Raw genomic sequence first — 21,066 nt, forward strand, 5'->3', positions numbered from 1 at the left:
TCTTTAAAAGTATCGCAACTTGTACTTTTCCTGGAGCCGGGCAATCGCACCGGCATCCGGTTTCGCCGGTGCGGCTGCCTTGATCAGTTCACCGGCTTCCTTGAAAAAACCCTCTGCGCCCCCGGGCGTGAAGGTCGTCAGGAACCGGCAGTTTCCTGAACCCGCGTTGACGAAGTGCTGCTCGACGCCTCGCGGGGCAATGACGTAGGCGCCCGGGCCGGCCACATAGGTCGTGTTGCCGATGTGCATGGTCAGCTCGCCTTCCAGGATCAGATTGTTCTCGTCCTCATCCTCATGGACATGACGCGGGACGATCGCTCCCGGCGGGAGTGTCGTTTCCATGAGGGAATAGGCTCCGTCGGTATCGGCCGCGAATACCTTGATGAGCATGTCCGCTCCGTTAGGATGCTTCACCTGGAAGCCTTCGGACGCGGGAATCATTCTCTGGGGGGATCGGGTGGCGCTCATGCTGACTCCTGTGATGACTCGGCCGGCCGAGGCTTGCGAGACATGGGTTCAAGTTCGAATCGATGCTAGCACCCGCGCTCACGCCGCCATCTGTCGAGTCCGCCAAGTGATCGTTAAAACCAGACATTCCCGGAAGGAGGATGCGGCGGCCATGATCGAAGACAACACCGTGGAATCGTCTGTGACTGCCGCACGAGTGGTTGCGCCACTACCGGGTGGTGACCCTCGCACGCCTCATTTGCATGAGGAAGGACAACTCGTCGTTGCGCTCAGCGGCGCTGTGGCATGCCGGATTCTTGGCGCCTACTGGGCCGTACCGAGCGGGAGTGCTCTGTGGATTCCGGGTGGCGTGCCGCACGTCGGGCAGGTGTCGGTGGACGCGGAATGCTATTTTCTGTTCATCGATATGAAGGTATCGCAGCTTCCGCGCGAAGCATGCACGATGCCTCTCTCCCCCATTGCCATCGCGTTGATACAAGAACTGAGTGTCGAGCCGCACCGTCGCGATGCCCGGAATCGCGACCTCGTCATTACCCTGCTGCTCGATAACCTGCGCCGTATGCCGGTGCAGCGCACCTTCTTTCCCGTCCCGACAGACGAACGGCTGAAGGCAATCGCGCTCGCGTTGATCGATTCACCGAGCGACCGCCGGACGGTGAAGCAATGGGCTGACCACTTCGCGATGAGCGAAAGAACGCTGTCACGAAGGATCTACGGTGCAACGGGCATGAGCTTCGGGCTTTGGCGCCGGCAGTTGCGCATCGTGGTAGCACTGCGGGCCTTGTCGGAAGGACACTCGGTCCAGCGTATTTCGGCCGATCTCGGGTATAGCGACGCAACGGCCTTTATCACGATGTTCAAGCAGGCCGTGGGCATGACGCCAATGAAGTATCTGGAAAGCCAGCAAGCACCGACGTCCGGGCCGGGCGTGCCCGAGTGATAGCGACATGCGGGTGTTGACGACCGACCGGCGTGACCCAAGAAGGGCGCGACGCTGATCGGCAACGGCCCGGAATCGCTGAGGTGCGTGGGCTTGATCGGCAACGACCTGTCGGTCGACCGGGGCGTCGGCGTGTGCGGCAAGGAAGGACGGACCGTGCCGATCGGCGTCGCCCAGCCGACCGTGCGGAGCGACAGGATGACGGCCGGCGATACGGCATAACCGCATCGCGGCGCAGACAATCCGCGCATTTTGAAGAAAACGCGCGGATTGTCCGCATTTTCGACTGTCCCTGGTTGCCAGTCGCACGGCGACGCGGTATAAATTCCGAATCAACTTTTTTGACGAACCGAATCTCCGTCATGTCCGCCAAGTTTTATTTTTACTTTTTTTGGCATCTCAGACCGCTGGCGGATCGAGAGGGTTGATGGCGCGTAAAGCGCAACCGAAATTCCCGAAAAAACCGCCGGCGAACCCGGCGGTTTTTTTTCGCCCTTCGCCAGCCGGTCGCCGCCGCAAGCCGTCCCGCAGCCCCGACCGCCGCCACTGAATTGCCTGAATTGATGAATCTGCCGCACGCGCACTGACCGAACGGCGCCCCGGAAAATTAGGAGAAACAGCATGCCCCCGCACAATACCGACGACGTCCGCATTCGCGAACTCAAGGAACTGACGCCGCCCGCCCACCTGATCCGCGAATTCGCGTGCTCCGAAGCCGCGTCCGAGCTGATCTACAACGCGCGCCAGTCGATGCACCGCATCCTGCACGGGATGGACGACCGGCTGATCGTCGTGATCGGGCCGTGCTCGATCCACGATACGAAGGCGGCGATCGAGTACGCGGGGCGGCTCGTGAAGGAGCGCGACCGGTTCAAGGGCGAGCTGGAAATCGTGATGCGCGTGTACTTCGAGAAGCCGCGCACGACGGTCGGCTGGAAGGGGCTCATCAACGATCCGCACCTGGACAACAGCTTCAAGATCAACGAAGGGCTGCGCACCGCGCGCGAACTGCTGCTGCAGATCAACGAAATGGGGCTGCCGGCCGCGACCGAATACCTCGACATGATCAGCCCGCAGTACATCGCCGACCTGATCTCGTGGGGCGCGATCGGCGCGCGCACGACCGAGTCGCAGGTGCACCGCGAGCTGGCATCGGGGCTGTCGTGCCCGGTCGGCTTCAAGAACGGCACCGACGGCAACGTGAAGATCGCGGTCGACGCGATCAAGGCCGCATCGCAGCCGCACCATTTCCTGTCGGTGACCAAGGGCGGGCACTCGGCGATCGTGTCGACGGCCGGCAACGAGGACTGCCACGTTATCCTGCGCGGCGGCAAGGCGCCGAACTACGACGCGGAAAGCGTGAATGCCGCGTGCGCGGACATCGGCAAAGCCGGCCTCGCCGCGCGCCTGATGATCGACGCGAGCCACGCGAACAGCTCGAAGAAGCACGAGAACCAGATCCCCGTGTGCGCCGACATCGGCCGCCAGGTCGCGGCCGGCGACGAGCGCATCGTCGGCGTGATGATCGAGTCGCACCTCGTCGAGGGCCGTCAGGACCTGAAGGAAGGCTGCCCGCTGACCTACGGCCAGAGCATCACCGACGCGTGCATCGCGTGGGACGACAGCGTGAAGGTGCTCGACGGCCTCGCGGAATCGGTGAAGGCGCGGCGTGTCGCGCGCGGCAGCGGGAACTGACACGCGGCACCGGACTGAACCGTGGCTTCCCGTCTACGAGACGGCCTGAACATCCCGACGACCGTCGAAGCGTTCAATGCCGGTGACGGATCGATCGCGGCCGATTGCGATGCCAGCGCCGAGCGCGGGCTCGCGCCGTGAAGCCGCTGCTCGATACACGGCGCCGCAAGTAAAAAGCCCGGCTCGCGCCGGGCTTGGTCATTGCGTCGTTGCATCGGCCGAAACCGGCCATCACACCCTCACTCGATCGCGCCCGACCCGAAGATTTCGGTGTTCACGCGCTCCGGCGCGACGCCAAGCGCGACGAGCGCATCGCGTTGTGCCTTCATGAACGCGATCGGCCCGCAGATGTAGTAGTCGGCATCCGGCACCAGCGCGTATTGCTTCACACGCTCCGGCGTCAGGCGCCCTTCCAGGTCGTGATCGACGCCGATCCGGTCGTTCGGGCCGACCTGTTCGTACAGCACCGTGCGCTTGACGTTCGCGTGCTCGCGCGCCGTACCGTTCAACCAGTCGCGGAACGCATGCACCGCGCCCGAACGGCATGCGTGGACGAACCGCACTTCGCGCTTGCTGCCTTCCGCAACCAGCGTCGACGCCATCGACATCATCGGCGTGATGCCGACGCCGCCCGAGATCAGCACGACCGGCGTATCGGCATCGCGCTTCAGCGAGAAGTCGCCCATCGGCGCCGTCACTTCGACGATCGCGCCCTCTTCGACGCCGTCATGCATCAGCGTCGACACCTTGCCGGCCGGCACCGCTTCGGCGTGGCCCGATTCGCGCTTCACCGAGATACGCAGCCACTTGCCGTGCGGCGCGTCGGACAGGCTGTACTGGCGCGGCTGGTCGACGCCCAGCTCGCCGACGAAACGCTTCACCGAGACGTACTGGCCCGGCTCGAACGTCGGCGCGCTGCCGCCGTCGGCGGGCGCCAGGTAGAACGACGTGACCTCGTCGCTTTCACGCACCTTGCGCGCGACCTTGAACGGGCGGAAGCCGCTCCATGCCGCGTTCGCGTACAGATCGGCTTCGGCGCCGATCATGATCTGCGCGAGCTGGCCGTACGCGACGCGCCATGCTTCGAGCGTTGCCGCGTCGACCGCGTCGCCGAGCACCTCGACGATCGACGCGAGCAGGTTCTCGCCGACGATCGGGTAATGCTCGGGACGGATATTGAGGCTCGCGTGCTTGTGCGAGATGCGCGACACCGCGCCGCCCAGCGCGCCGAGGTTGTCGATGTTCGCCGCATACGCGTAGACGGCCTTCGCGAGCGTTTCAGGCTGGCTGCCGGTCTTCTGGTGCGTCTGGTTGAACAGGTTCTTCAGTTCCGGATGACGCGCGAACATGCGCTGATAGAAATGCTTCGTGATCGTCGCGCCGTGCTCGGCGAGGACGGGGGCGGTGGCCTTCACACGGGCCATCTGGTCAGCGGTGATCTGGGTCATGTTCGTTCTCCGTTAAACATGCACATACGATACATGTTTAAAAATCGACGCCCCTCGGTCAAATTGTCGCAGTGCGGAAAAGGACGCCGCGCGTCAGCGCACGCGCCCGCGCTCCCACAGCACGTCCGAGCCGCCATCCGCGCGGTTCAGCACGCGCGCCAGCACGAACAGCAGATCCGACAATCGGTTCACGTAACGCCGCGGCGCATCATTGAGCGTGTCGGTGCGGCCGAGCGCGACGATCGTGCGCTCCGCGCGGCGACACACGGTCCGGCACACGTGCGCGAGCGATGCCGCGCGCGAGCCGGCCGGCAGGATGAATTCCTTCAGCGGCGGCAGCGTCGCGTTGTAGTCGGCCAGCCACCGGTCGAGGCGCGCGAGATGCGTGTCGTCCAGCACCGTATGGCCGGGAATGCACAGCTCGCCGCCCAGATCGAACAGGTCGTGCTGGATCGTGACGAGTGCCGTGCGCACGTCGTCCGGCAGCGGCTCGGCGAGCAGCACGCCGAGGTTCGAGTTCAGTTCGTCGACGTCGCCGATCGCGGCGATCCGCGCGTCGTCCTTGCCGATGCGGCGGCCGTCGCCGAGGCCGGTCGTGCCATCGTCGCCCGTACGCGTGGCGATCTTGCTCAAGCGGTTGCCCATGCGAATGTCCTCCCGTGTGCGGCCGCGACGCGGCCCGGTTGTGTGGAACGCGATTATCGCAGCCCGCGGCGGGGGCCGCAGCACGCGTTGCAGCGTAGAATGGGCCGACGCCGCGTCGCTGCGGCATCCGTCATACAAGCGGTCGATGTGCGGGATCGGGCAGGCGCGACATGCCGGGTCCGGCCGATCGCGAAGCATGGGAGCGTGGCCGGCGCAACAGCGCCAACCGCGCCCCGCCAAGGAGACATACGTGAATCATCCCGCCACGCCGGCCGCCGCGCGCCGCCCGCTCCCGCCCGCGATGCTCGATGCGCTGCGCGCCGCCTTCGGCGAGCGCGTGTCGACCGCCGACGCCGTCCGCGCCCATCACGGCCGTGACGAATCGCCGTTCGATCCGCAACTGCCCGACGCCGTCGTGTTCGCGCACAGCGCCGACGAAATCCGCCAGGTCGTGTCGCTGTGCGCGCTCTACAGCGTGCCGCTGATCCCGTACGGCGCCGGCTCGTCGCTCGAAGGCCACCTGCTCGCCGTGCGCGGCGGCGTGTCGCTCGACCTGTCGGAAATGAACCGCGTGCTGTCGATCAACGCGGAAGACCTGACCGTCACGGTCGAGCCGGGCATCACGCGCAAGGCGCTCAACGACGCGCTGCGCGACACCGGCCTGTTCTTCCCGATCGATCCGGGCGCCGACGCCAGCATCGGCGGGATGACCGCCACCCGCGCGTCGGGCACCAACGCGGTGCGCTACGGCACGATGCGCGAGAACGTGCTCGGGCTGAGCGCCGTGCTCGCCGACGGCCGCGTCGTGAAAACGGGTTCGCGTGCGCGCAAGTCCTCGGCCGGCTACGACCTCACGCGCCTGTTCGTCGGCTCGGAAGGCACGCTCGGCGTGATCACCGAGATCACGCTGCGCCTGCATCCACTGCCCGAAGCCGTGTCGGCCGCGATCTGCACGTTCCCGACGATGGGCGACGCGGTGCGCACCGTGATCGAGACGATCCAGATCGGCGTGCCGATCGCGCGCGTCGAATTCGTCGACTCGCTCGCCGTGCGCTCGATCAACCGCCATTCGAACCTCACGCTCGCCGAAGCACCCACCCTCTTCTTCGAATTCCACGGCACCGAAGCCGGCGTTACGGAACAGGCCGAACTCGTGCAGGCGCTCGCGGGCCAGAACAACGGCCAGGGCTTCGAATGGGCGACCCGCCCCGAAGATCGCACGCGGCTCTGGGCCGCGCGCCACAACGCGTACTTCGCGATGCTGCAGCTCAAGCCCGGCTGCCGCGCGGTGACGACCGACGTGTGCGTGCCGATCTCGCAGCTCGCCGCGTGCGTCGAGGAGACCGAGGTCGACCTGCGCGCGTCGTCGCTGCCGTGCCCGATCGTCGGCCACGTCGGCGACGGCAATTTCCACGTCGCGATCCTGATCGATCCCGACAAGCCCGAGGAACTCGCCGAAGCCGAACGCATCAACGACCGGATCGTCGAGCGCGCGCTGCGGCTGGGCGGCACCTGCACGGGCGAACACGGCGTCGGGCTGCACAAGATGCGCTTCCTGCCGAAGGAGCACGGCGACAACGCGATCGACGTCATGCGCGCGATCAAGCTCGCGCTCGATCCGCGCAATCTGATGAATCCCGGCAAGATCTTCACGTGTTGAGACGGCGGCGCAACGACGCTGCGCTTCCCGCAGGAGACCCAATGAACGCTTCCGTCGAACTGTCGAGCGCGACACGCGCGCAGCGCCAGCGCGAAGTCGTGCAGGCGTTGATGGCCGTGCTGCCGACGCATTGCCTGCTGTATCGCGACGAAGACACCGCGCCGTACGAATGCGACGGCCTGTCCGCCTACCGCCGGCTGCCGCTCGCGGTCGCGCTGCCGGAAACCGAATCGCAGGTGCAGCGGATCGTGCAGATCTGCCGCCGCATGGAGGTGCCGATCGTGCCGCGCGGCGCGGGCACGAGCCTGTCGGGCGGCGCGCTGCCGATCGCGAACGGCGTCGTGCTGTCGCTCGCGCGCTTCACGCGCATCGTCGAGGTCGACCCGTACGCGCGCACGGCGACCGTGCAGCCCGGCGTGCGCAACCTGGCGATTTCGGAAGCCGCCGCGCCTTACGGGCTGTACTACGCGCCCGATCCCTCGTCGCAGATCGCTTGCACGATCGGCGGCAACGTCGCGGAAAATTCCGGCGGCGTGCACTGCCTGAAATACGGGCTGACCGTGCACAACGTGATGCGCGTGCGCGCGGTCACGATCGACGGCGAGATCGTCGAATTCGGCTCCCTCGGGCTCGACATGCCGGGCCTCGACCTGCTCGCGGTGATGATCGGCAGCGAAGGGATGTTCGCGATCGTCACCGAAGTGACGGTGAAGCTGATCCCGAAGCCGCAGACCGCGCAACTCGTGATGGCGAGCTTCGACGACGTCGTCAAGGGCGGCGAGGCCGTCGCCGCGATCATCGCGTCGGGCATCATCCCGGCCGGCCTCGAAATGATGGACAAGCCGGCCACGCAGGCCGTCGAGGCGTTCACGCACGCGGGCTACGACCTCGACGCGAAGGCGATCCTGCTGTGCGAATCGGACGGCACGCCGGAAGAAGTCGCCGAAGAGATCGTCCGGATGACGGCCGTGCTGCGCGAGCACGGCGCGACGCGCATCCAGGTGTCGCGCAACGAAAGCGAGCGGCTGCGCTTCTGGTCCGGCCGCAAGAACGCATTCCCGGCCGCCGGGCGCATTTCCGCCGACTATTACTGCATGGACGGCACCGTGCCGCGCCGCGCGATCGGCCCGCTGCTCGCGCGCATCGAGCAGCTCGAAACGCGCTACGGGCTGCGCTGCATCAACGTGTTCCACGCGGGCGACGGCAACATGCATCCGCTGATCCTCTACAACGCGAACGACCCGGACGAGCTGCACCGCGCCGAGCAGTTCGGCGCCGAAATCCTCGAATGCTGCGTGGAATTCGGCGGCAGCGTGACGGGCGAGCATGGCGTCGGCATCGAAAAACTCAATTCGATGTGCGTACAGTTCTCGCCGCAGGAGCGCGACACGTTCTTCGCCGTCAAGCGCGCGTTCGATCCGCCCGGGCTGCTCAACCCGGACAAGGGGATTCCGACCCGCGCGCGCTGTGCCGAATATGGCCGCCAGCACGTGCGCGGCGGGCTGCTGCCGCACCCGGACCTGCCGCGCTTCTGAGCACCGCGCGGCGCGCGCGGCCCGTGCCGTCCGGCGGGCCGCGACGCACCGCCGTGCCCGCGCCGCCCGTGCGCGCGGCAGCACCTGCCTGCCTTCGTTATACGCAGCTTAGGGATAGTCGCGATGTGGATTCGCGCCACCCCGGTACAATCGACCGGACAACAACGAGGCAGCAACAGAACATGGAAGAGGACGACATCGTCGCCGGATGGGCCGAGCGCGTCCGGGCGGCCAGTGCCGACGGCCGGCCGCTGCGGATTCGCGGAGGCGGCACCAAGGACTGGTACGGCCAGGCGCTGGACGGCGAAATACTCGACACGCGTGCGTCTCAGGGCATCGTGTCATACGACCCGGCCGAACTCGTCGTCACGGTCCGCGCGGGCACGCCGCTCGCGCAGCTTGAAACCGTCCTCGCCGAGTGCGGCCAGATGCTGCCGTTCGAGCCGCCGCACTTCGGTCGCGCGGCCACCGTCGGCGGCTGCGTCGCGGCCGGCCTCGCGGGCCCGCGCCGCGCGACCTGCGGCGCCCCGCGCGACTTCGTGCTGGGCGTCACGCTGATGAACGGGCGCGGCGAACTGCTGCGCTTCGGCGGACAGGTCGTGAAGAACGTCGCCGGTTACGACGTGTCGCGGCTGATGGCCGGCGCGCTCGGCACGCTCGGGCTGATGCTCGACCTGTCGATCAAGGTGCTGCCGGTGCCGGTCGCCGAAGTCACGCTGAAGTTCGAGATGAGCGCGACCGACGCGGTGCGCAAGCTCAACGAATGGGGCGGCCACCCGCTGCCCGTGAGCGCGAGCGGCTGGCGCAACGGCACCCTCGTGCTGCGCCTGTCGGGCGCCGAGGCCGCCGTGAAGTCCGCGAAAACATTGCTCGGCGGCGAAGTCGTCGACGCGGTCGAGGCCGAGCGTTTCTGGGCCGGCCTGCGCGAACACACCGACCCGTTCTTCAACGGTATTCCGCCCGGCTACGCGCTGTGGCGCCTGTCGCTGCCGTCGATCACCGAACCGATGCACCTGCCCGGCACGCAGCTGATGGAATGGGGCGGCGCGCAGCGCTGGTGGATCACCGACGCCGACGCGCAGACGGTGCGCATGAGCGCGAAGCAGGCCGGCGGCCACGCGACGCTGTTCCGCGCCGGCGATTCGTACGACCGCAGCGCGGGCGTGTTCACGCCGCTGCCCGCGCCGCTGATGAAAATCCATCGCGGGCTGAAAGCGGCGTTCGATCCGGCGCGCATCTTCAACCGCAGCCGGCTATACCCGGATCTCTAGGGGCTGGTTACCTATGGAACGCACATGCGAATACCCGAAAGCGGTTGTCCTCCAACGGGACTTCCTTCGGGGCGCAGGGCAAGAAAGGAGGAGCGCCGTTTGGCCGAGCCAAACACGCGGCGAGCGACGCCGTCATACGGGCGATTTCGGGCAGTCCCGTGAAATGAATTTTTTGATCAGGGGTTGCCATGAGAACGGCGTCGCGCGCATCGCGAGCGGCCGTTCTCGTGGCAACGCATGCGCGCCCCATAGGTAAACAGACCCTAAATGCAAACCAACCTCGCCGATTTCATCCGCAACACGCCCGACGGCGACGAGGCCGACGCGATCCTGCGCAAGTGCGTGCATTGCGGATTCTGTACCGCGACGTGCCCGACCTACCAGTTGCTCGGCGACGAACTCGACGGCCCGCGCGGTCGCATCTATCTGATCAAGCAGATGGTCGAAGGCGCGCCCGTCACGCGCAGCACGCAGCAGCACCTCGATCGCTGCCTCACGTGCCGCAGTTGCGAGACGACCTGCCCGTCGGGCGTCCAGTACGGCCGCCTCGTCGAGATCGGCCGCAAGCACGTCGAGGCGAAGGTCGAGCGCCCCGCGCAGCAGCGGCTCATGCGCCGCGTGCTCGCGAGCGTCGTGCCGAACGCGGCGCTGTTCTCCCCCGTGATGCGGCTCGGCCAGCAGGTACGGCCGCTGCTGCCGAAGCGGCTGCGCGACAAGGTGCCGCCGCGCACGCGGCTGCTCGAATGGCCGCAGCGCACGCATCGGCGCAAGATGCTGATGCTCGGCGGCTGCGTGCAGCCGTCGATGCTGCCGAACATCAACATCGCGACCGCGCGCGTGCTCGATGCGCTCGGCGTCGAGACGATCGTGTCTCCCGACGCGGGCTGCTGCGGCGCGATCCGCCTGCATCTCAACTATCACGACGAAGCGCTCGACGACGCGCGCCGCAACATCGACGCGTGGTGGCCGCATGTCGAGCAAGGCGCCGAGGCGATCGTGATGAACGCATCGGGATGCGGCGCGACGGTGCTCGAGTACGCGCACCTGCTGCGCGACGATCCGGCCTACGCGGAAAAGGCGCAGCGCATCGTCGCGCTCACCCGCGACATCTCGGACGTGCTGCTGGCGTTCGAGGCCGAGATCGCGACGCTCGCGCGGCGGCGCGCGATCCACACCGTCGCGTACCACCCGCCGTGCACGCTGCAGCACGGCCAGCAATCGCGCGGCAAGGTCGAGCGCCTGCTCGAGACGCTCGGCATCGACGTGCGGCTGCCGGCCGACAGTCATCTGTGCTGCGGTTCCGCGGGCACGTATTCGCTGACCCAGCCGTCGCTGTCGTACCGGCTGCGCAAGCAGAAGCTGCTGAAGCTGCAGGCGCTCGAACCGCAGATGATCGTGTCCGGCAACGTCGGCTGCATCGCGCACCTGCAAAGCGGCACGCAGATTCCGGTCGCACACTGGATCCAGCTCGTCGAGCATCTGCTGTACGGCTAGCGCGGACGGCCGGCGCCGCCGGTCCCGTGCGACGCCCCGTCCGTATAATGGTCGGATCGATGCGGTGCGTGCCGTGCCGCCTTCGCCTCCTGTGCCTGCTTCCGTGTCCGTCATGTCCGATTTCGCCGCTCGTCTCGACTCCGTTCATCGCCGCATCGCCGACGCCGCCCGCGCGGCTGGGCGCGATCCCGCCACCGTCTCGCTGCTCGCCGTATCGAAGACGTTTCCCGCCGAGGACGTGCGCGCCGCGCATGCGGCCGGACAACGCGCGTTCGGCGAGAACTACGTGCAGGAATCGATCGACAAGATCGACGCGCTCGCCGACCTGCGCGCCGCGCTCGAATGGCACTTCATCGGGCCGCTGCAATCGAACAAGACGCGCGCGGTGGCCGAGCGCTTCGACTGGGTGCATTCGGTCGACCGCCTGAAGATCGCGCAGCGCCTCGCCGAACAGCGCCCCGCTCACCTGCCGCCGCTGAACGTGTGCGTGCAGGTGAACATCAGCGGCGAGGCGTCGAAGAGCGGCGTCGCGCCGCCCGAGGTCGCCGACGTCGCGCGCGCGGTCGCCGCGCTGCCGAGCCTGCGCCTGCGCGGGCTGATGGCGATTCCCGAACCGGCGGGCGACACCGACGCGCAACGCGCGCCGCATCGCGCGCTGCGCGCGCTGTTCGACACGCTGCGCGCCGACGGGCTGCCGCTCGACACGTTGTCGATGGGAATGTCCGGCGATCTCGAAGCGGCCGTGCTCGAAGGCGCGACGATCGTGCGCGTCGGCACCGCGATCTTCGGCGCGCGCGACTATTCGCACTGAACCCCACGCTCTTTTCCGTTCACCTACTCGCTCAATCGACATCATGAAAATCGCATTCATCGGCGGCGGCAACATGGCCGCGGCCCTGATCGGCGGCCTAATCAAACGCGGCGTCGCCGCCGACGGCCTGTATGCCATCGACGTCAACAATGATGTCCGCGCACGTGCCGCCCGGCAATTCGGCATCCGCACCGGCGCGGCCGCCGACGCGACGCTCGCGGAATACGACGCGATCGTGCTCGCGGTGAAGCCGCAGGTGCTGAAGGACGTCGCGCAGGCGCTCGCGCCGCATCTGAAGTCGCAGCTCGTGATCAGCATCGCTGCCGGCATCCGCGCCACCGATCTCGCCCGCTGGCTCGGCGACTACGCACGCGTCGTGCGCACGATGCCGAACACGCCCGCGCTGGTCGGCATGGGCGTGACCGGTCTCGCCGCGCTGCCGGGCGTCGACGCCGCCGGTCGCGAGCTCGCATCGAACGTGCTCGGCGCGGTCGGCGAGATCGTATGGTTCGACGACGAAGCGCAGCTCGACGCGGTCACGGCGATCTCGGGCAGCGGCCCGGCCTACGTGTTCTATTTCATCGAAGCGCTGCAGGAAGCCGCGCGCCGCCTCGGCATGAACGACGAACAGGGCCGCGCGCTCGCGGTCGCGACGTTCGCGGGCGCCGCGCAGCTCGCCGCGCAATCGGGCGAACCGGCGAGCGTGCTGCGCGAGCGCGTGACGTCGAAGGGCGGCACGACGGCCGCCGCGCTCGCATCGTTCGATGCGCAGGGCGTGAAGGAAGCGATCGTGCGCGGCGCGCTCGCGGCCGAAGCGCGCGCGAAGGAAATGGGCGACGAACTCGGCCGCGCGTAAGCACCGCGACGTCCGCCGGGCTCGCCCGGCAGTTGCAACAAAAAAGCGGCCTCGGCCGCTTTTTTGTTGGTTTCGCGCTTGCGCGCCGACGCCGGCACCAATGTCGGCGCGGCGCACGGCCGCGTCAGTTGCCTGCGGCGCCCGCCAGCAGGTAATGCGCGGCGATCCCCGCGAACAGCACGCCGCCGAGCCAGTTGTTGTGCCGGAACGCCGCGAAGCACGGCATCCGCTCGCGGCCCCTGATCAGCGTGTAGTGATACAGCGCACAGCCGACCGCCGCGGCCCAGCCGGCCCAATACGCGAGCCCGAAGCCGAGCGTCACGCCGATCCACACGTAGATGCCGAGCGTCGCCGCGTAGCAGGCCATCACGGCCGCGACGTCGAAGCGGCCGAACGTCAGCGCGGACGTGCGAATGCCGATCTTGATGTCGTCGTCGCGATCGACCATTGCGTATTCGGTGTCGTACGCGATCGACCAGAAAATGTTCGCGATCAACATCACCCAGGCCAGCATGGGTACCGTGTCCTGCACGGCCGCGAACGCCATCGGGATGCCGAAGCCGAACGCGATGCCGAGATACGCCTGAGGAATCGCGAAGAAGCGCTTCATGAACGGATACGAGCCCGCGACGAACAGCGCGACCACCGACAACTCTTTCGTCAGCGTATTGAGCGGCAGGATCAGCAGGAACGCGATGAACGACAGCACCACCGCGATCGCGACGGCTTCCCATGCGCGGATCTTGCCCGACGTCAGCGGACGGTCGGCCGTGCGCTTCACGTGGCGGTCGAAATCGCGGTCGGCATAGTCGTTCATTGCGCAGCCGGCCGAGCGCATCAGCAGCGTGCCGAGCGCGAAGATCACGAGCAGCGGCCAGCGCGGATGGCCGTCCGACGCGATCCACAGTGCGTTGAGCGTCGGCCACAGCAGCAGCAGGCTGCCGATCGGCTTGTCCATCCGGACGAGCCGCAGGTACAGGGGGAAGCGGGCAAGCATGGCGAAGCACCGGGAAGATAATCCCGGCATTTTAGAGCCGACCGGTGGGTCGCGTCATGTCGAGACGGCTCGCACGCGCCGCTCGCGGCCCGGCGAGGCCGCTTGAAGCCGCCACGCGTGGGCTGTCCGCGGTACGGGTCCATCAAGGGACAGATGCCGTGCCGTGCCGTGCCGTGCCGTGCCGTGCCGTGCCGTGCCGTGCCACGCTGCGCGTGCTCGGCCGGAATGCGGGGCGGGCGCGGCGAAGCCGAACCGGCGCGGGCCTGAATCGAAGCACGAGGGCGCCGCTGCGCCCGGCCGTCGTCGCGGCCGGCGTCGCCGCGGGCTTACGCGAGCAGCGACCGCAACATCCACGCGGTCTTTTCATGCGTCTGCAGGCGCTGCGTGAGCAGGTCGGCGGTCGGCTCGTCGCTGGCCGCGTCGGCGACCGGGAAGATTTCGCGCGCGGTGCGCACGACCGTCTCGTGCCCTTCGACGAGCTGGCGGATCATCTCTTCGGCCGCCGGTACGCCGTTCGCTTCCGGCACCGACGACAGCTTCGCGAAATCCGCGAACGTGCCCGGCGCCACGACGCCGAGCGTGCGAATGCGCTCCGCAACCAGATCGACCGCGAGCCACAGTTCGTTGTACTGCTCTTCGAACATCAGGTGCAGCGTGTTGAACATCGGACCCGTGACGTTCCAGTGAAAATTGTGGGTCTTCAGGTACAGCGAAAACGTATCGGCCAGCAGGCGCGACAGGCCGTCCGCGATCTTCTTGCGGTCCTTGTCGCTGATGCCGATGTTGATCTGCGTTGCATTGCCTTTCTTGGCCATCTTCGGGACTCCTCACTCGAAATGTTGAACCGGAAAATGCGGCGAGCAATCCGCGTGCCGCGTCGCGCGGCATGCGTTCGCGGCTTGCGGGCGCAGCGCGTCGCGCTGATCGCCGCGCTCAGCCGCCGGAAAGCGGCGCAATCGCGTGCAGCGCCTGCGCGGCCAGCTCCGCGGCACCGCCGATGACGATCGCGAAACCGACGACGCGCCGTGCCAGCTCGCCCGGCGAGCGCAGGAGGGGCGCCGCGGCTGCGGCACGCATGTTCAGCATCATCTGCGTCATGGTCGTCACTCCTTCGACGAAACGGTGGGGGATGAAACGGCCGGTCGGGCGACCGGCCGTTTCGCGCTACAACACGACTGCGCTACCGCATCGCGGCATTCACGCGAGGTCGAAGCGGTCGAGGTTCATCACCTTGGTCCAGGCCGCGACGAAATCGCGCACGAACTTCTCGTTCGCGTCCGCGCTGCCGTACACCTCGGCGAGCGCGCGCAGCTGCGAGTGCGAGCCGAAGATCAGGTCGACGCGCGTGCCCGTCCACTTCACCTGGCCCGTCGCGCGGTCGCGCCCTTCGAACACGTCGTTCGCGGCCGACACCGGCTTCCACTCCGTGCCCATGTCGAGCAGGTTCACGAAGAAGTCGTTGGTCAGCGCGCCCGGACGATCGGTGAACACGCCGTGCTTCGAGTCGCCGACGTTCGCGCCGAGCACACGCAGACCACCGACGAGCACCGTCAGCTCCGGCCCGCTCAGCGTCAGCAACTGCGCCTTGTCGACCAGCAGCGCCTCGGCCGGCGTCTTGTACGGATGCTTCAGGTAGTTGCGGAAACCGTCCGCGACCGGCTCGAGCACGGCCATCGCATGGACGTCGGTCTGCTCCTGCGACGCGTCGGTCCGGCCCGGTGCGAACGGCACCGTCACCGCGACGCCCGCGCTCTTCGCAGCCTGCTCGACGCCGGCCGCACCGGCCAGCACGATCAGGTCGGCCAGCGACACCTTCTTGCCGCCCGGCTGCGCGTCGTTGAACGCCTTCTGCACGCCTTCGAGCGTCTCGAGCACCGCCGCGAGCGCAACCGGCTGGTTCACTTCCCAGTCCTTCTGCGGCGCGAGGCGAATGCGCGCACCGTTCGCGCCGCCGCGCTTGTCCGAACCGCGGAACGTCGAGGCCGACGCCCACGCGGTCGACACGAGCTGCGACACGGTCAGCCCCGTCGCGAGAATCCGTGCCTTCAGCGCCGCGACGTCCGCGTCATCGATCAGCGGGTGATCGACGGCCGGGATCGGGTCCTGCCACAGCAAATGCTCGGCCGGCACTTCCGGGCCGAGATAGCGTGCGCGCGGACCCATGTCGCGGTGCGTGAGCTTGAACCATGCGCGTGCGAACGCGTCGGCGAACTCGGCCGGATTCTCGTAGAAGCGGCGCGAGATCTTCTCGTAGGCCGGGTCGAAACGCAGCGACAGGTCGGTCGTGAGCATCGTCGGGCGATGCTTCTTCGACGGATCGAACGCATCCGGAATCACCTCGTCGGCGCCCTTCGCGACCCACTGGTGCGCACCGGCCGGGCTCTTCGTCAGTTCCCATTCGTAGCTGAACAGGTGCTTGAAGAAGTCGTTGCTCCACTTCGTCGGCGTCGACGTCCACGTGACTTCGAGGCCGCTCGTGATCGCATCGTGGCCCTTGCCCGATGCGTACGTGCTCTTCCAGCCGAGACCCTGCTGCTCGATGCCTGCCGCTTCCGGCTCCGGGCCGACGTTCGTCGCGGGGCCCGCGCCGTGCGTCTTGCCGAACGTGTGGCCGCCCGCGATCAGCGCGACCGTCTCTTCGTCGTTCATCGCCATCCGCGCAAACGTCTCGCGGATGTCGCGCGCCGCGGCGACCGGGTCGGGATTGCCGTCCGGGCCTTCCGGGTTCACGTAGATGAGGCCCATCTGCACGGCGGCAAGCGGGTTTTCGAGCTCGCGATCGCCCGAGTAGCGGCTGTTCGGGCCGCCGCTCAGCTCCAGCCAGATCTTTTCCGAACCCCAGTAGACGTCGTCCGGTTCCCACGTGTCGACACGACCGCCCGCGTAACCGAAGGTCTTGAAGCCCATCGATTCGAGCGCGACGTTGCCGGTCAGGATCAGCAGGTCGGCCCACGAGATGTTGCGGCCGTACTTCTGCTTGATCGGCCACAGCAGCCGGCGCGCCTTGTCGAGGTTCGCGTTGTCCGGCCAGCTGTTCAGCGGTGCGAAGCGCTGTTGCCCGCCGCCCGCGCCGCCGCGGCCGTCGGCGATCCGGTACGTGCCGGCGCTGTGCCATGCCATCCGGATGAACAGGCCGCCGTAATGGCCGAAGTCGGCCGGCCACCAGTCCTGCGACGTCGTCATCAGCGCGTGCAGGTCCTTCTTCACCGCCGCGAGGTCCAGCTTCTTGAACGCCTCGGCGTAGTCGAACTCCTTGTCCATCGGATCGGACAGCGCCGAGTGCCGGTGCAGGATGTTCAGGTTCAGCTGATTCGGCCACCAGTCCTTGTTCGACGTGCCGCCGGCCGCCGTATGGTTGAACGGACATTTCGATTCGGTCGACATGCTTTTCTCCTTTTATTGCTCATAGGCCCCCACGTGCCGGGCGCGGTTCGTGGTGCATTGCGGGGGATGAAACGGAACAGGTTGGCCCTGTCGGTGCTACGGGGTGCCGGGCGCGGCCTTCGGTGCGGGTTTCGTGATTTCCGACATGCAACGCTCCCTCATGGCTGGACAGCAGGTGAAGCGGGGGAACACGGGACCGGCGTGCAGCGGCACTCATCCGCCATACACACGATCCGCCAGATACGCGAACGCAATCGGGCGCAGGCTGCGGGCCGCGGCCCTGGCTCGACTTACGACTTCGTCGCGCGACGGGATGTTCCGCTGCGCGTGCTGCAATACCGACCGCATCATGACATCCTCCTTTGACCCTTGCATCCAGCGTGCAAATCAGCGCTCGCTGCGACGCCGATCCATGGAGAAGATTCTATGCGCACCTATCGAATATTTGAATTTGATTAATTTCATCTATGCGATAGGGAAAAATAAACGGGGTCGTGAGCCCCGTTCATCGATTCGTAGCGGTACACACCGTGCCCGGTCAGTTCATCGTCGCCGGCATGTCGAGCTTCGCGACGCCCGGCAGATCGCATGCGGCGATCGCCTCGCTGATCGCGTCGATCGCCGGCATCCGCGTGAAGCTCTTGCGCCACACCAGCACGACGCGGCGATCGGGCACCGGTTCGTTGAACGGCACGTACGACAGCAGCTCGGCATCGGGGCCGTTCGCGCGCGGCCCGATCTCGGCGACCGACATGCGCGGCAGCACCGTGATGCCGACGCCGCTCGCGACCATGTGGCGAATCGTCTCGAGCGACGAACCTTCGAAGGTCTTCTGGATGCCGTCGGCCGTCTGCGAGAAGCGCATCAGCTCCGGGCACACGCCGAGCACGTGATCGCGGAAGCAGTGGCCGTTGCCGAGCAGCAGCATGGTTTCCTGCTTCAGATCCTCGGCGTCGATCTCTTCGCGCTTCTCCCACGGGTGGCCGGCCGGCAACGCGACGACGAACGGCTCGTCGTACAGCGGTCGCACCATCAGGCCGGTTTCCGGGAACGGCAGCGCCATGATCGCGGCGTCGATCTCGCCCTGCTTCAGCAGTTCGAGCAGCTTCAGCGTGTAGTTCTCCTGCAGCATCAGCGGCATCTGCGGCACACGCTGGATCATCTGCTTGACGAGCGTCGGCAGCAGGTACGGCCCGATCGTATAGATCACGCCGAGACGGAACGGGCCGACGAGCGGGTCCTTGCCCTGCTTCGCGATCTCCTTGATCGCGAAGGTCTGCTCCAGCACGCGCTGCGCCTGGGTGACGATCTGGTCGCCGATCGGGGTCACGCTCACTTCGCTCGCGCCGCGCTCGAAAATCTGCACGTTGAGCTCGTCTTCCAGCTTCTTGATCGCCACCGACAGCGTCGGCTGGCTCACGAAGCATGCTTCGGCCGCGCGGCCGAAATGCCGCTCACGCGCAACCGCGACGATGTATTTCAATTCAGTCAGCGTCATTGTGGGTCAATCAGGGTTATACAGGCGATAGGTTTAATTTATACACCTACTGACGCCGGTTCGCCAAGTTTCTCTTCATCGGGATACGCTCGGCGGCCCTGGGAATCCGACCCTGAATGGGCGCATCAGGCCTTCAGATACTGCTCGCGCGCGCCGAGCCAGCGCGCGAGATGCTGCGTGACGATGTCGGGATACGCTTCGATCAGCCGCGACGCGGCATCGCGGGCCGGGTCGATCAGCCAGCCGTCCGTTTCGAGGTTCGCGAAGCGCAGCATCGCCGCGCCCGACTGGCGCGCGCCGAGGAATTCGCCGGGGCCGCGGATTTCGAGATCGCGCCGCGCGATCTCGAAGCCGTCGGTCGTCTCGCGCATCGTCTTCAGCCGTTCGCGGCCGGTCAGCGACAGCGGCCCGGTGTACAGCAGCACGCACACCGACGCCGCGGTGCCGCGCCCGACACGGCCGCGCAACTGGTGCAGCTGCGCGAGGCCGAAGCGCTCCGCGTGCTCGATCACCATCAACGATGCGTTCGGCACGTCGACGCCGACTTCGATCACGGTCGTCGCGACGAGCAGCTGGACCTCGTTGCGCGTGAACGCTTCCATCACGGCCGCCTTGTCGGCCGGCGACAGGCGGCCGTGCACGAGGCCGACCTTCAATTCGGGGAGTGCGGCGGCCAGCGTCTCGTAGGTCTCGACGGCCGTCTGCAGCTGCAGCGTCTCGCTCTCCTCGATCAAAGGGCACACCCAGTACACCTGGCGGCCCGTCAGCGCAGCCTCGCGCACGCGGGCGATCACCTCCTCGCGCCGCGCGTCGCCGACGAGCCGCGTCAGCACCGGCGTGCGGCCGGGCGGCAGCTCGTCGATCGTCGACACCTCGAGATCCGCGTAATACGTCATCGCGAGCGTGCGCGGAATCGGCGTGGCCGACATCATCAGCTGGTGCGGCTGGAAATCGCGTGCGCCGTTGGCCGCATTCGCCGCCTTCGCGCGCAGCGCAAGCCGCTGCTCGACGCCGAAGCGGTGCTGCTCGTCGACGATCACGAGGCCGAGCCGCGCGAATTCGACGGTGTCCTGGATGATCGCGTGCGTGCCGATCACGAGCTGCGCGGTGCCGAGCGCCGCGGCCTCGATCGCCGCGCGTTTCTCCTTCGCCTTCAGGCTGCCGGCGAGCCATGCGACCGTCACGCCGAGCGGCTCGAGCCATGCGCGCAGCTTGCGCGCGTGCTGCTCCGCGAGGATTTCGGTCGGCGCCATCAGCGCCGCCTGGTAGCCGGCATCGATCGCCTGCGTCGCGGCCAGCGCCGCGACGACCGTCTTGCCGCTGCCGACGTCGCCCTGCAGCAGCCGCTGCATCGGGTGCGGGAGCGTCAGGTCGTGCGCGATCTCGTCGACCACGCGCGCCTGGGCGCCCGTCAGCGTGAACGGCAGCGCCGCGTAAAGGCGCGTGGTGAGCGCATCGGCGTCGCTCGCGGTGCGGCGCGGCATCGCGGGCGCGGCGCGGGTGCGGCGCTCCTCGTGCGCGCGCTTGAGCGACAGCTGCTGCGCGAGCAGCTCCTCGAACTTGATGCGGGTCCACGCCGGATGCGAGCCGTCCATCAGCGCGGCTTCGTCCGAATCGACGCCCGGGTGATGCAGGATCCGCACGGCCTGTTCGAGCGACGGCACGCCGAGCGGCTTCAGGTAGTCGCGCACGATCTCGGGCGGCAGCAGCTCGGGCAGCGGCGTGCGCTCGACCGCGTTCTCGATCGCCTTGCGCAGATACGCCTGCGACACGCCGGCCGTGCTCGGGTAGACGGGCGTGAGCACCTGCGGCAACGGCGCATCGGCTTCGACGACGCGCACCGCCGGATGCACCATCTCCATCCCGAAGAAGCCGCCGCGCACGTCGCCGCGCACGCGCAGCCGCTGGCCGACGGCCATCTGCTTGACCTGCGACCCGTAGAAATTCAGGAAGCGCAGCACGAGCTGCTCGCCGTCGTCGTCCTGGATCTTCACGACGAGCTGGCGGCGCGGCCGGTACGCGACCTCGTTGTCGAACACGACGCCTTCGGTCTGCGCGATGCCGCCCGGCAGCAGTTCGCCGATCGGCGTGAGCGTGGTTTCGTCCTCGTAGCGCATCGGCAGATGCAGCACGAGATCGATCGAGCGCGTGAGGCCGAGCTTCGCGAGCTTGTCGACGGTCTTCACGGGCTTGTCGGCGGCCGGCTTCTTCTTGCGTTTCGTGCCGGATGCGCCGGGCGCATCCGCTTCGTCGCCGCCCGCGCCCGGTTCGACATCGGGCGCGGCGGCGGCCGGCTGCGCGAGCCGCCCGTCGGCGCCGCGCTTCGGGGCGGCACGACGCGGTGCGGCACTGCGCGGCTCCGCA

The 21,066-nt window shown here is 67.5% G+C and carries 18 protein-coding genes and 2 pseudogenes; 10 read left to right on the forward strand and 10 right to left on the reverse strand.

What is annotated here, in order from left to right:
• Nucleotides 1-3: 3 nt before the first annotated feature.
• Complete coding sequence (locus O1Q03_RS33420) at nt 4-468, reverse strand: cupin domain-containing protein (RefSeq protein WP_269509054.1); 465 nt, start codon at nt 466-468, stop codon at nt 4-6.
• A gap of 151 nt (nt 469-619) precedes the next feature.
• On the opposite strand from O1Q03_RS33420, the gene O1Q03_RS33425 reads away from it, so the two are divergent.
• Nucleotides 620-1,408, forward strand: a complete 789-nt coding sequence (locus O1Q03_RS33425; protein ID WP_269509056.1) for an AraC family transcriptional regulator — start codon at nt 620-622, stop codon at nt 1,406-1,408.
• A 36-nt stretch (nt 1,409-1,444) separates the two neighbouring features.
• Nucleotides 1,445-1,630: pseudogene (locus O1Q03_RS33430) on the forward strand (hypothetical protein); the annotation flags it as partial.
• 110 nt (nt 1,631-1,740) lie between these two features.
• Here the strand turns inward: O1Q03_RS33430 and O1Q03_RS33435 are convergent.
• On the reverse strand, nt 1,741-2,031 hold the full coding sequence (locus O1Q03_RS33435; protein ID WP_269509059.1) for a hypothetical protein: 291 nt from the start codon (nt 2,029-2,031) through the stop codon (nt 1,741-1,743).
• On the opposite strand from O1Q03_RS33435, the gene aroG reads away from it, so the two are divergent.
• Both aroG and O1Q03_RS40030 read left to right on the forward strand, forming a co-directional pair.
• A complete protein-coding gene (gene aroG / locus O1Q03_RS33440) occupies nt 2,030-3,103 on the forward strand; it encodes a 3-deoxy-7-phosphoheptulonate synthase AroG (RefSeq protein WP_269509062.1) in 1,074 nt (357 codons plus the stop codon). The genes O1Q03_RS33435 and aroG overlap by 2 nt on opposite strands.
• 24 nt (nt 3,104-3,127) lie before the next feature.
• Nucleotides 3,128-3,244 (forward strand): annotated as a pseudogene (locus tag O1Q03_RS40030) (type II toxin-antitoxin system Phd/YefM family antitoxin); the annotation flags it as partial.
• Nucleotides 3,245-3,342: 98 nt separating this feature from the next.
• Here the strand turns inward: O1Q03_RS40030 and hmpA are convergent.
• The gene (gene hmpA / locus O1Q03_RS33445) at nt 3,343-4,551 is read right to left on the reverse strand and encodes an NO-inducible flavohemoprotein (protein ID WP_269509065.1); all 1,209 of its coding nucleotides are present in this window, start codon (nt 4,549-4,551) and stop codon (nt 3,343-3,345) included.
• Between the two features lie 93 nt (nt 4,552-4,644).
• A complete protein-coding gene (locus O1Q03_RS33450) occupies nt 4,645-5,196 on the reverse strand; it encodes a cob(I)yrinic acid a,c-diamide adenosyltransferase (protein WP_269509068.1) in 552 nt (183 codons plus the stop codon).
• A gap of 250 nt (nt 5,197-5,446) precedes the next feature.
• On the opposite strand from O1Q03_RS33450, the gene O1Q03_RS33455 reads away from it, so the two are divergent.
• The 6 genes from O1Q03_RS33455 to proC all read left to right on the forward strand — a co-directional run bounded on the left by O1Q03_RS33455 (nt 5,447) and on the right by proC (nt 12,823).
• Complete coding sequence (locus O1Q03_RS33455; protein WP_269509070.1) at nt 5,447-6,856, forward strand: FAD-binding oxidoreductase; 1,410 nt, start codon at nt 5,447-5,449, stop codon at nt 6,854-6,856.
• 41 nt (nt 6,857-6,897) lie between these two features.
• On the forward strand, nt 6,898-8,391 hold the full coding sequence (locus tag O1Q03_RS33460; protein WP_269509072.1) for an FAD-linked oxidase C-terminal domain-containing protein: 1,494 nt from the start codon (nt 6,898-6,900) through the stop codon (nt 8,389-8,391).
• 182 nt (nt 8,392-8,573) lie between these two features.
• Entirely contained in the window at nt 8,574-9,662 is a 1,089-nt protein-coding gene (gene glcE / locus O1Q03_RS33465; protein ID WP_269509074.1) for a glycolate oxidase subunit GlcE, read from the forward strand.
• A gap of 267 nt (nt 9,663-9,929) precedes the next feature.
• Nucleotides 9,930-11,156, forward strand: a complete 1,227-nt coding sequence (gene glcF, locus O1Q03_RS33470) for a glycolate oxidase subunit GlcF (protein ID WP_269509076.1) — start codon at nt 9,930-9,932, stop codon at nt 11,154-11,156.
• 112 nt (nt 11,157-11,268) lie between these two features.
• Nucleotides 11,269-11,967, forward strand: a complete 699-nt coding sequence (locus tag O1Q03_RS33475) for a YggS family pyridoxal phosphate-dependent enzyme (RefSeq protein ID WP_269509078.1) — start codon at nt 11,269-11,271, stop codon at nt 11,965-11,967.
• Between the two features lie 43 nt (nt 11,968-12,010).
• Nucleotides 12,011-12,823, forward strand: a complete 813-nt coding sequence (gene proC, locus O1Q03_RS33480) for a pyrroline-5-carboxylate reductase (protein WP_269509080.1) — start codon at nt 12,011-12,013, stop codon at nt 12,821-12,823.
• Between the two features lie 124 nt (nt 12,824-12,947).
• Here the strand turns inward: proC and ubiA are convergent, their stop codons facing one another.
• From ubiA to recG, 6 genes are all read right to left on the reverse strand, one after another.
• A complete protein-coding gene (ubiA, locus tag O1Q03_RS33485) occupies nt 12,948-13,820 on the reverse strand; it encodes a 4-hydroxybenzoate octaprenyltransferase (protein WP_269509082.1) in 873 nt (290 codons plus the stop codon).
• A 326-nt stretch (nt 13,821-14,146) separates the two neighbouring features.
• Nucleotides 14,147-14,635 carry a non-specific DNA-binding protein DpsA gene (dpsA, locus tag O1Q03_RS33490; RefSeq protein ID WP_269509085.1) on the reverse strand — a complete coding sequence of 163 codons (489 nt, stop codon included), beginning with the start codon at nt 14,633-14,635 and terminating at the stop codon, nt 14,147-14,149.
• Between the two features lie 118 nt (nt 14,636-14,753).
• Entirely contained in the window at nt 14,754-14,918 is a 165-nt protein-coding gene (locus O1Q03_RS33495) for a hypothetical protein (protein ID WP_269509087.1), read from the reverse strand.
• Nucleotides 14,919-15,017: 99 nt separating this feature from the next.
• On the reverse strand, nt 15,018-17,204 hold the full coding sequence (gene katG / locus O1Q03_RS33500) for a catalase/peroxidase HPI (protein ID WP_269509089.1): 2,187 nt from the start codon (nt 17,202-17,204) through the stop codon (nt 15,018-15,020).
• A gap of 538 nt (nt 17,205-17,742) precedes the next feature.
• A complete protein-coding gene (locus O1Q03_RS33505; RefSeq protein ID WP_096505078.1) occupies nt 17,743-18,702 on the reverse strand; it encodes a hydrogen peroxide-inducible genes activator in 960 nt (319 codons plus the stop codon).
• 125 nt (nt 18,703-18,827) lie between these two features.
• A partial coding sequence (recG, locus tag O1Q03_RS33510) for an ATP-dependent DNA helicase RecG (RefSeq protein WP_269509091.1) occupies nt 18,828-21,066 on the reverse strand: 2,239 nt, incomplete at its 5' end.

This window comes from Burkholderia sp. IMCC1007 (assembly GCF_027257875.1).
Lineage (GTDB): Bacteria > Pseudomonadota > Gammaproteobacteria > Burkholderiales > Burkholderiaceae > Burkholderia.

Excerpts from the sequence above, each read along its gene's own strand:
- O1Q03_RS33420 (WP_269509054.1), bottom strand. The coding sequence starts at position 468 with ATGAGCGCCACCCGATCCCCCCAGAGAATGATTCCCGCGTCCGAAGGC.
- O1Q03_RS33425 (WP_269509056.1), top strand. The coding sequence starts at position 620 with ATGATCGAAGACAACACCGTGGAATCGTCTGTGACTGCCGCACGAGTG.
- aroG (WP_269509062.1), top strand. The coding sequence starts at position 2,030 with ATGCCCCCGCACAATACCGACGACGTCCGCATTCGCGAACTCAAGGAA.
- O1Q03_RS33435 (WP_269509059.1), bottom strand. The coding sequence starts at position 2,031 with ATGCTGTTTCTCCTAATTTTCCGGGGCGCCGTTCGGTCAGTGCGCGTG.
- hmpA (WP_269509065.1), bottom strand. The coding sequence starts at position 4,551 with ATGACCCAGATCACCGCTGACCAGATGGCCCGTGTGAAGGCCACCGCC.
- O1Q03_RS33450 (WP_269509068.1), bottom strand. The coding sequence starts at position 5,196 with ATGGGCAACCGCTTGAGCAAGATCGCCACGCGTACGGGCGACGATGGC.
- O1Q03_RS33460 (WP_269509072.1), top strand. The coding sequence starts at position 6,898 with ATGAACGCTTCCGTCGAACTGTCGAGCGCGACACGCGCGCAGCGCCAG.
- glcE (WP_269509074.1), top strand. The coding sequence starts at position 8,574 with ATGGAAGAGGACGACATCGTCGCCGGATGGGCCGAGCGCGTCCGGGCG.
- glcF (WP_269509076.1), top strand. The coding sequence starts at position 9,930 with ATGCAAACCAACCTCGCCGATTTCATCCGCAACACGCCCGACGGCGAC.
- O1Q03_RS33475 (WP_269509078.1), top strand. The coding sequence starts at position 11,269 with ATGTCCGATTTCGCCGCTCGTCTCGACTCCGTTCATCGCCGCATCGCC.
- proC (WP_269509080.1), top strand. The coding sequence starts at position 12,011 with ATGAAAATCGCATTCATCGGCGGCGGCAACATGGCCGCGGCCCTGATC.
- ubiA (WP_269509082.1), bottom strand. The coding sequence starts at position 13,820 with ATGCTTGCCCGCTTCCCCCTGTACCTGCGGCTCGTCCGGATGGACAAG.
- dpsA (WP_269509085.1), bottom strand. The coding sequence starts at position 14,635 with ATGGCCAAGAAAGGCAATGCAACGCAGATCAACATCGGCATCAGCGAC.
- O1Q03_RS33495 (WP_269509087.1), bottom strand. The coding sequence starts at position 14,918 with ATGACGCAGATGATGCTGAACATGCGTGCCGCAGCCGCGGCGCCCCTC.
- katG (WP_269509089.1), bottom strand. The coding sequence starts at position 17,204 with ATGTCGACCGAATCGAAATGTCCGTTCAACCATACGGCGGCCGGCGGC.
- O1Q03_RS33505 (WP_096505078.1), bottom strand. The coding sequence starts at position 18,702 with ATGACGCTGACTGAATTGAAATACATCGTCGCGGTTGCGCGTGAGCGG.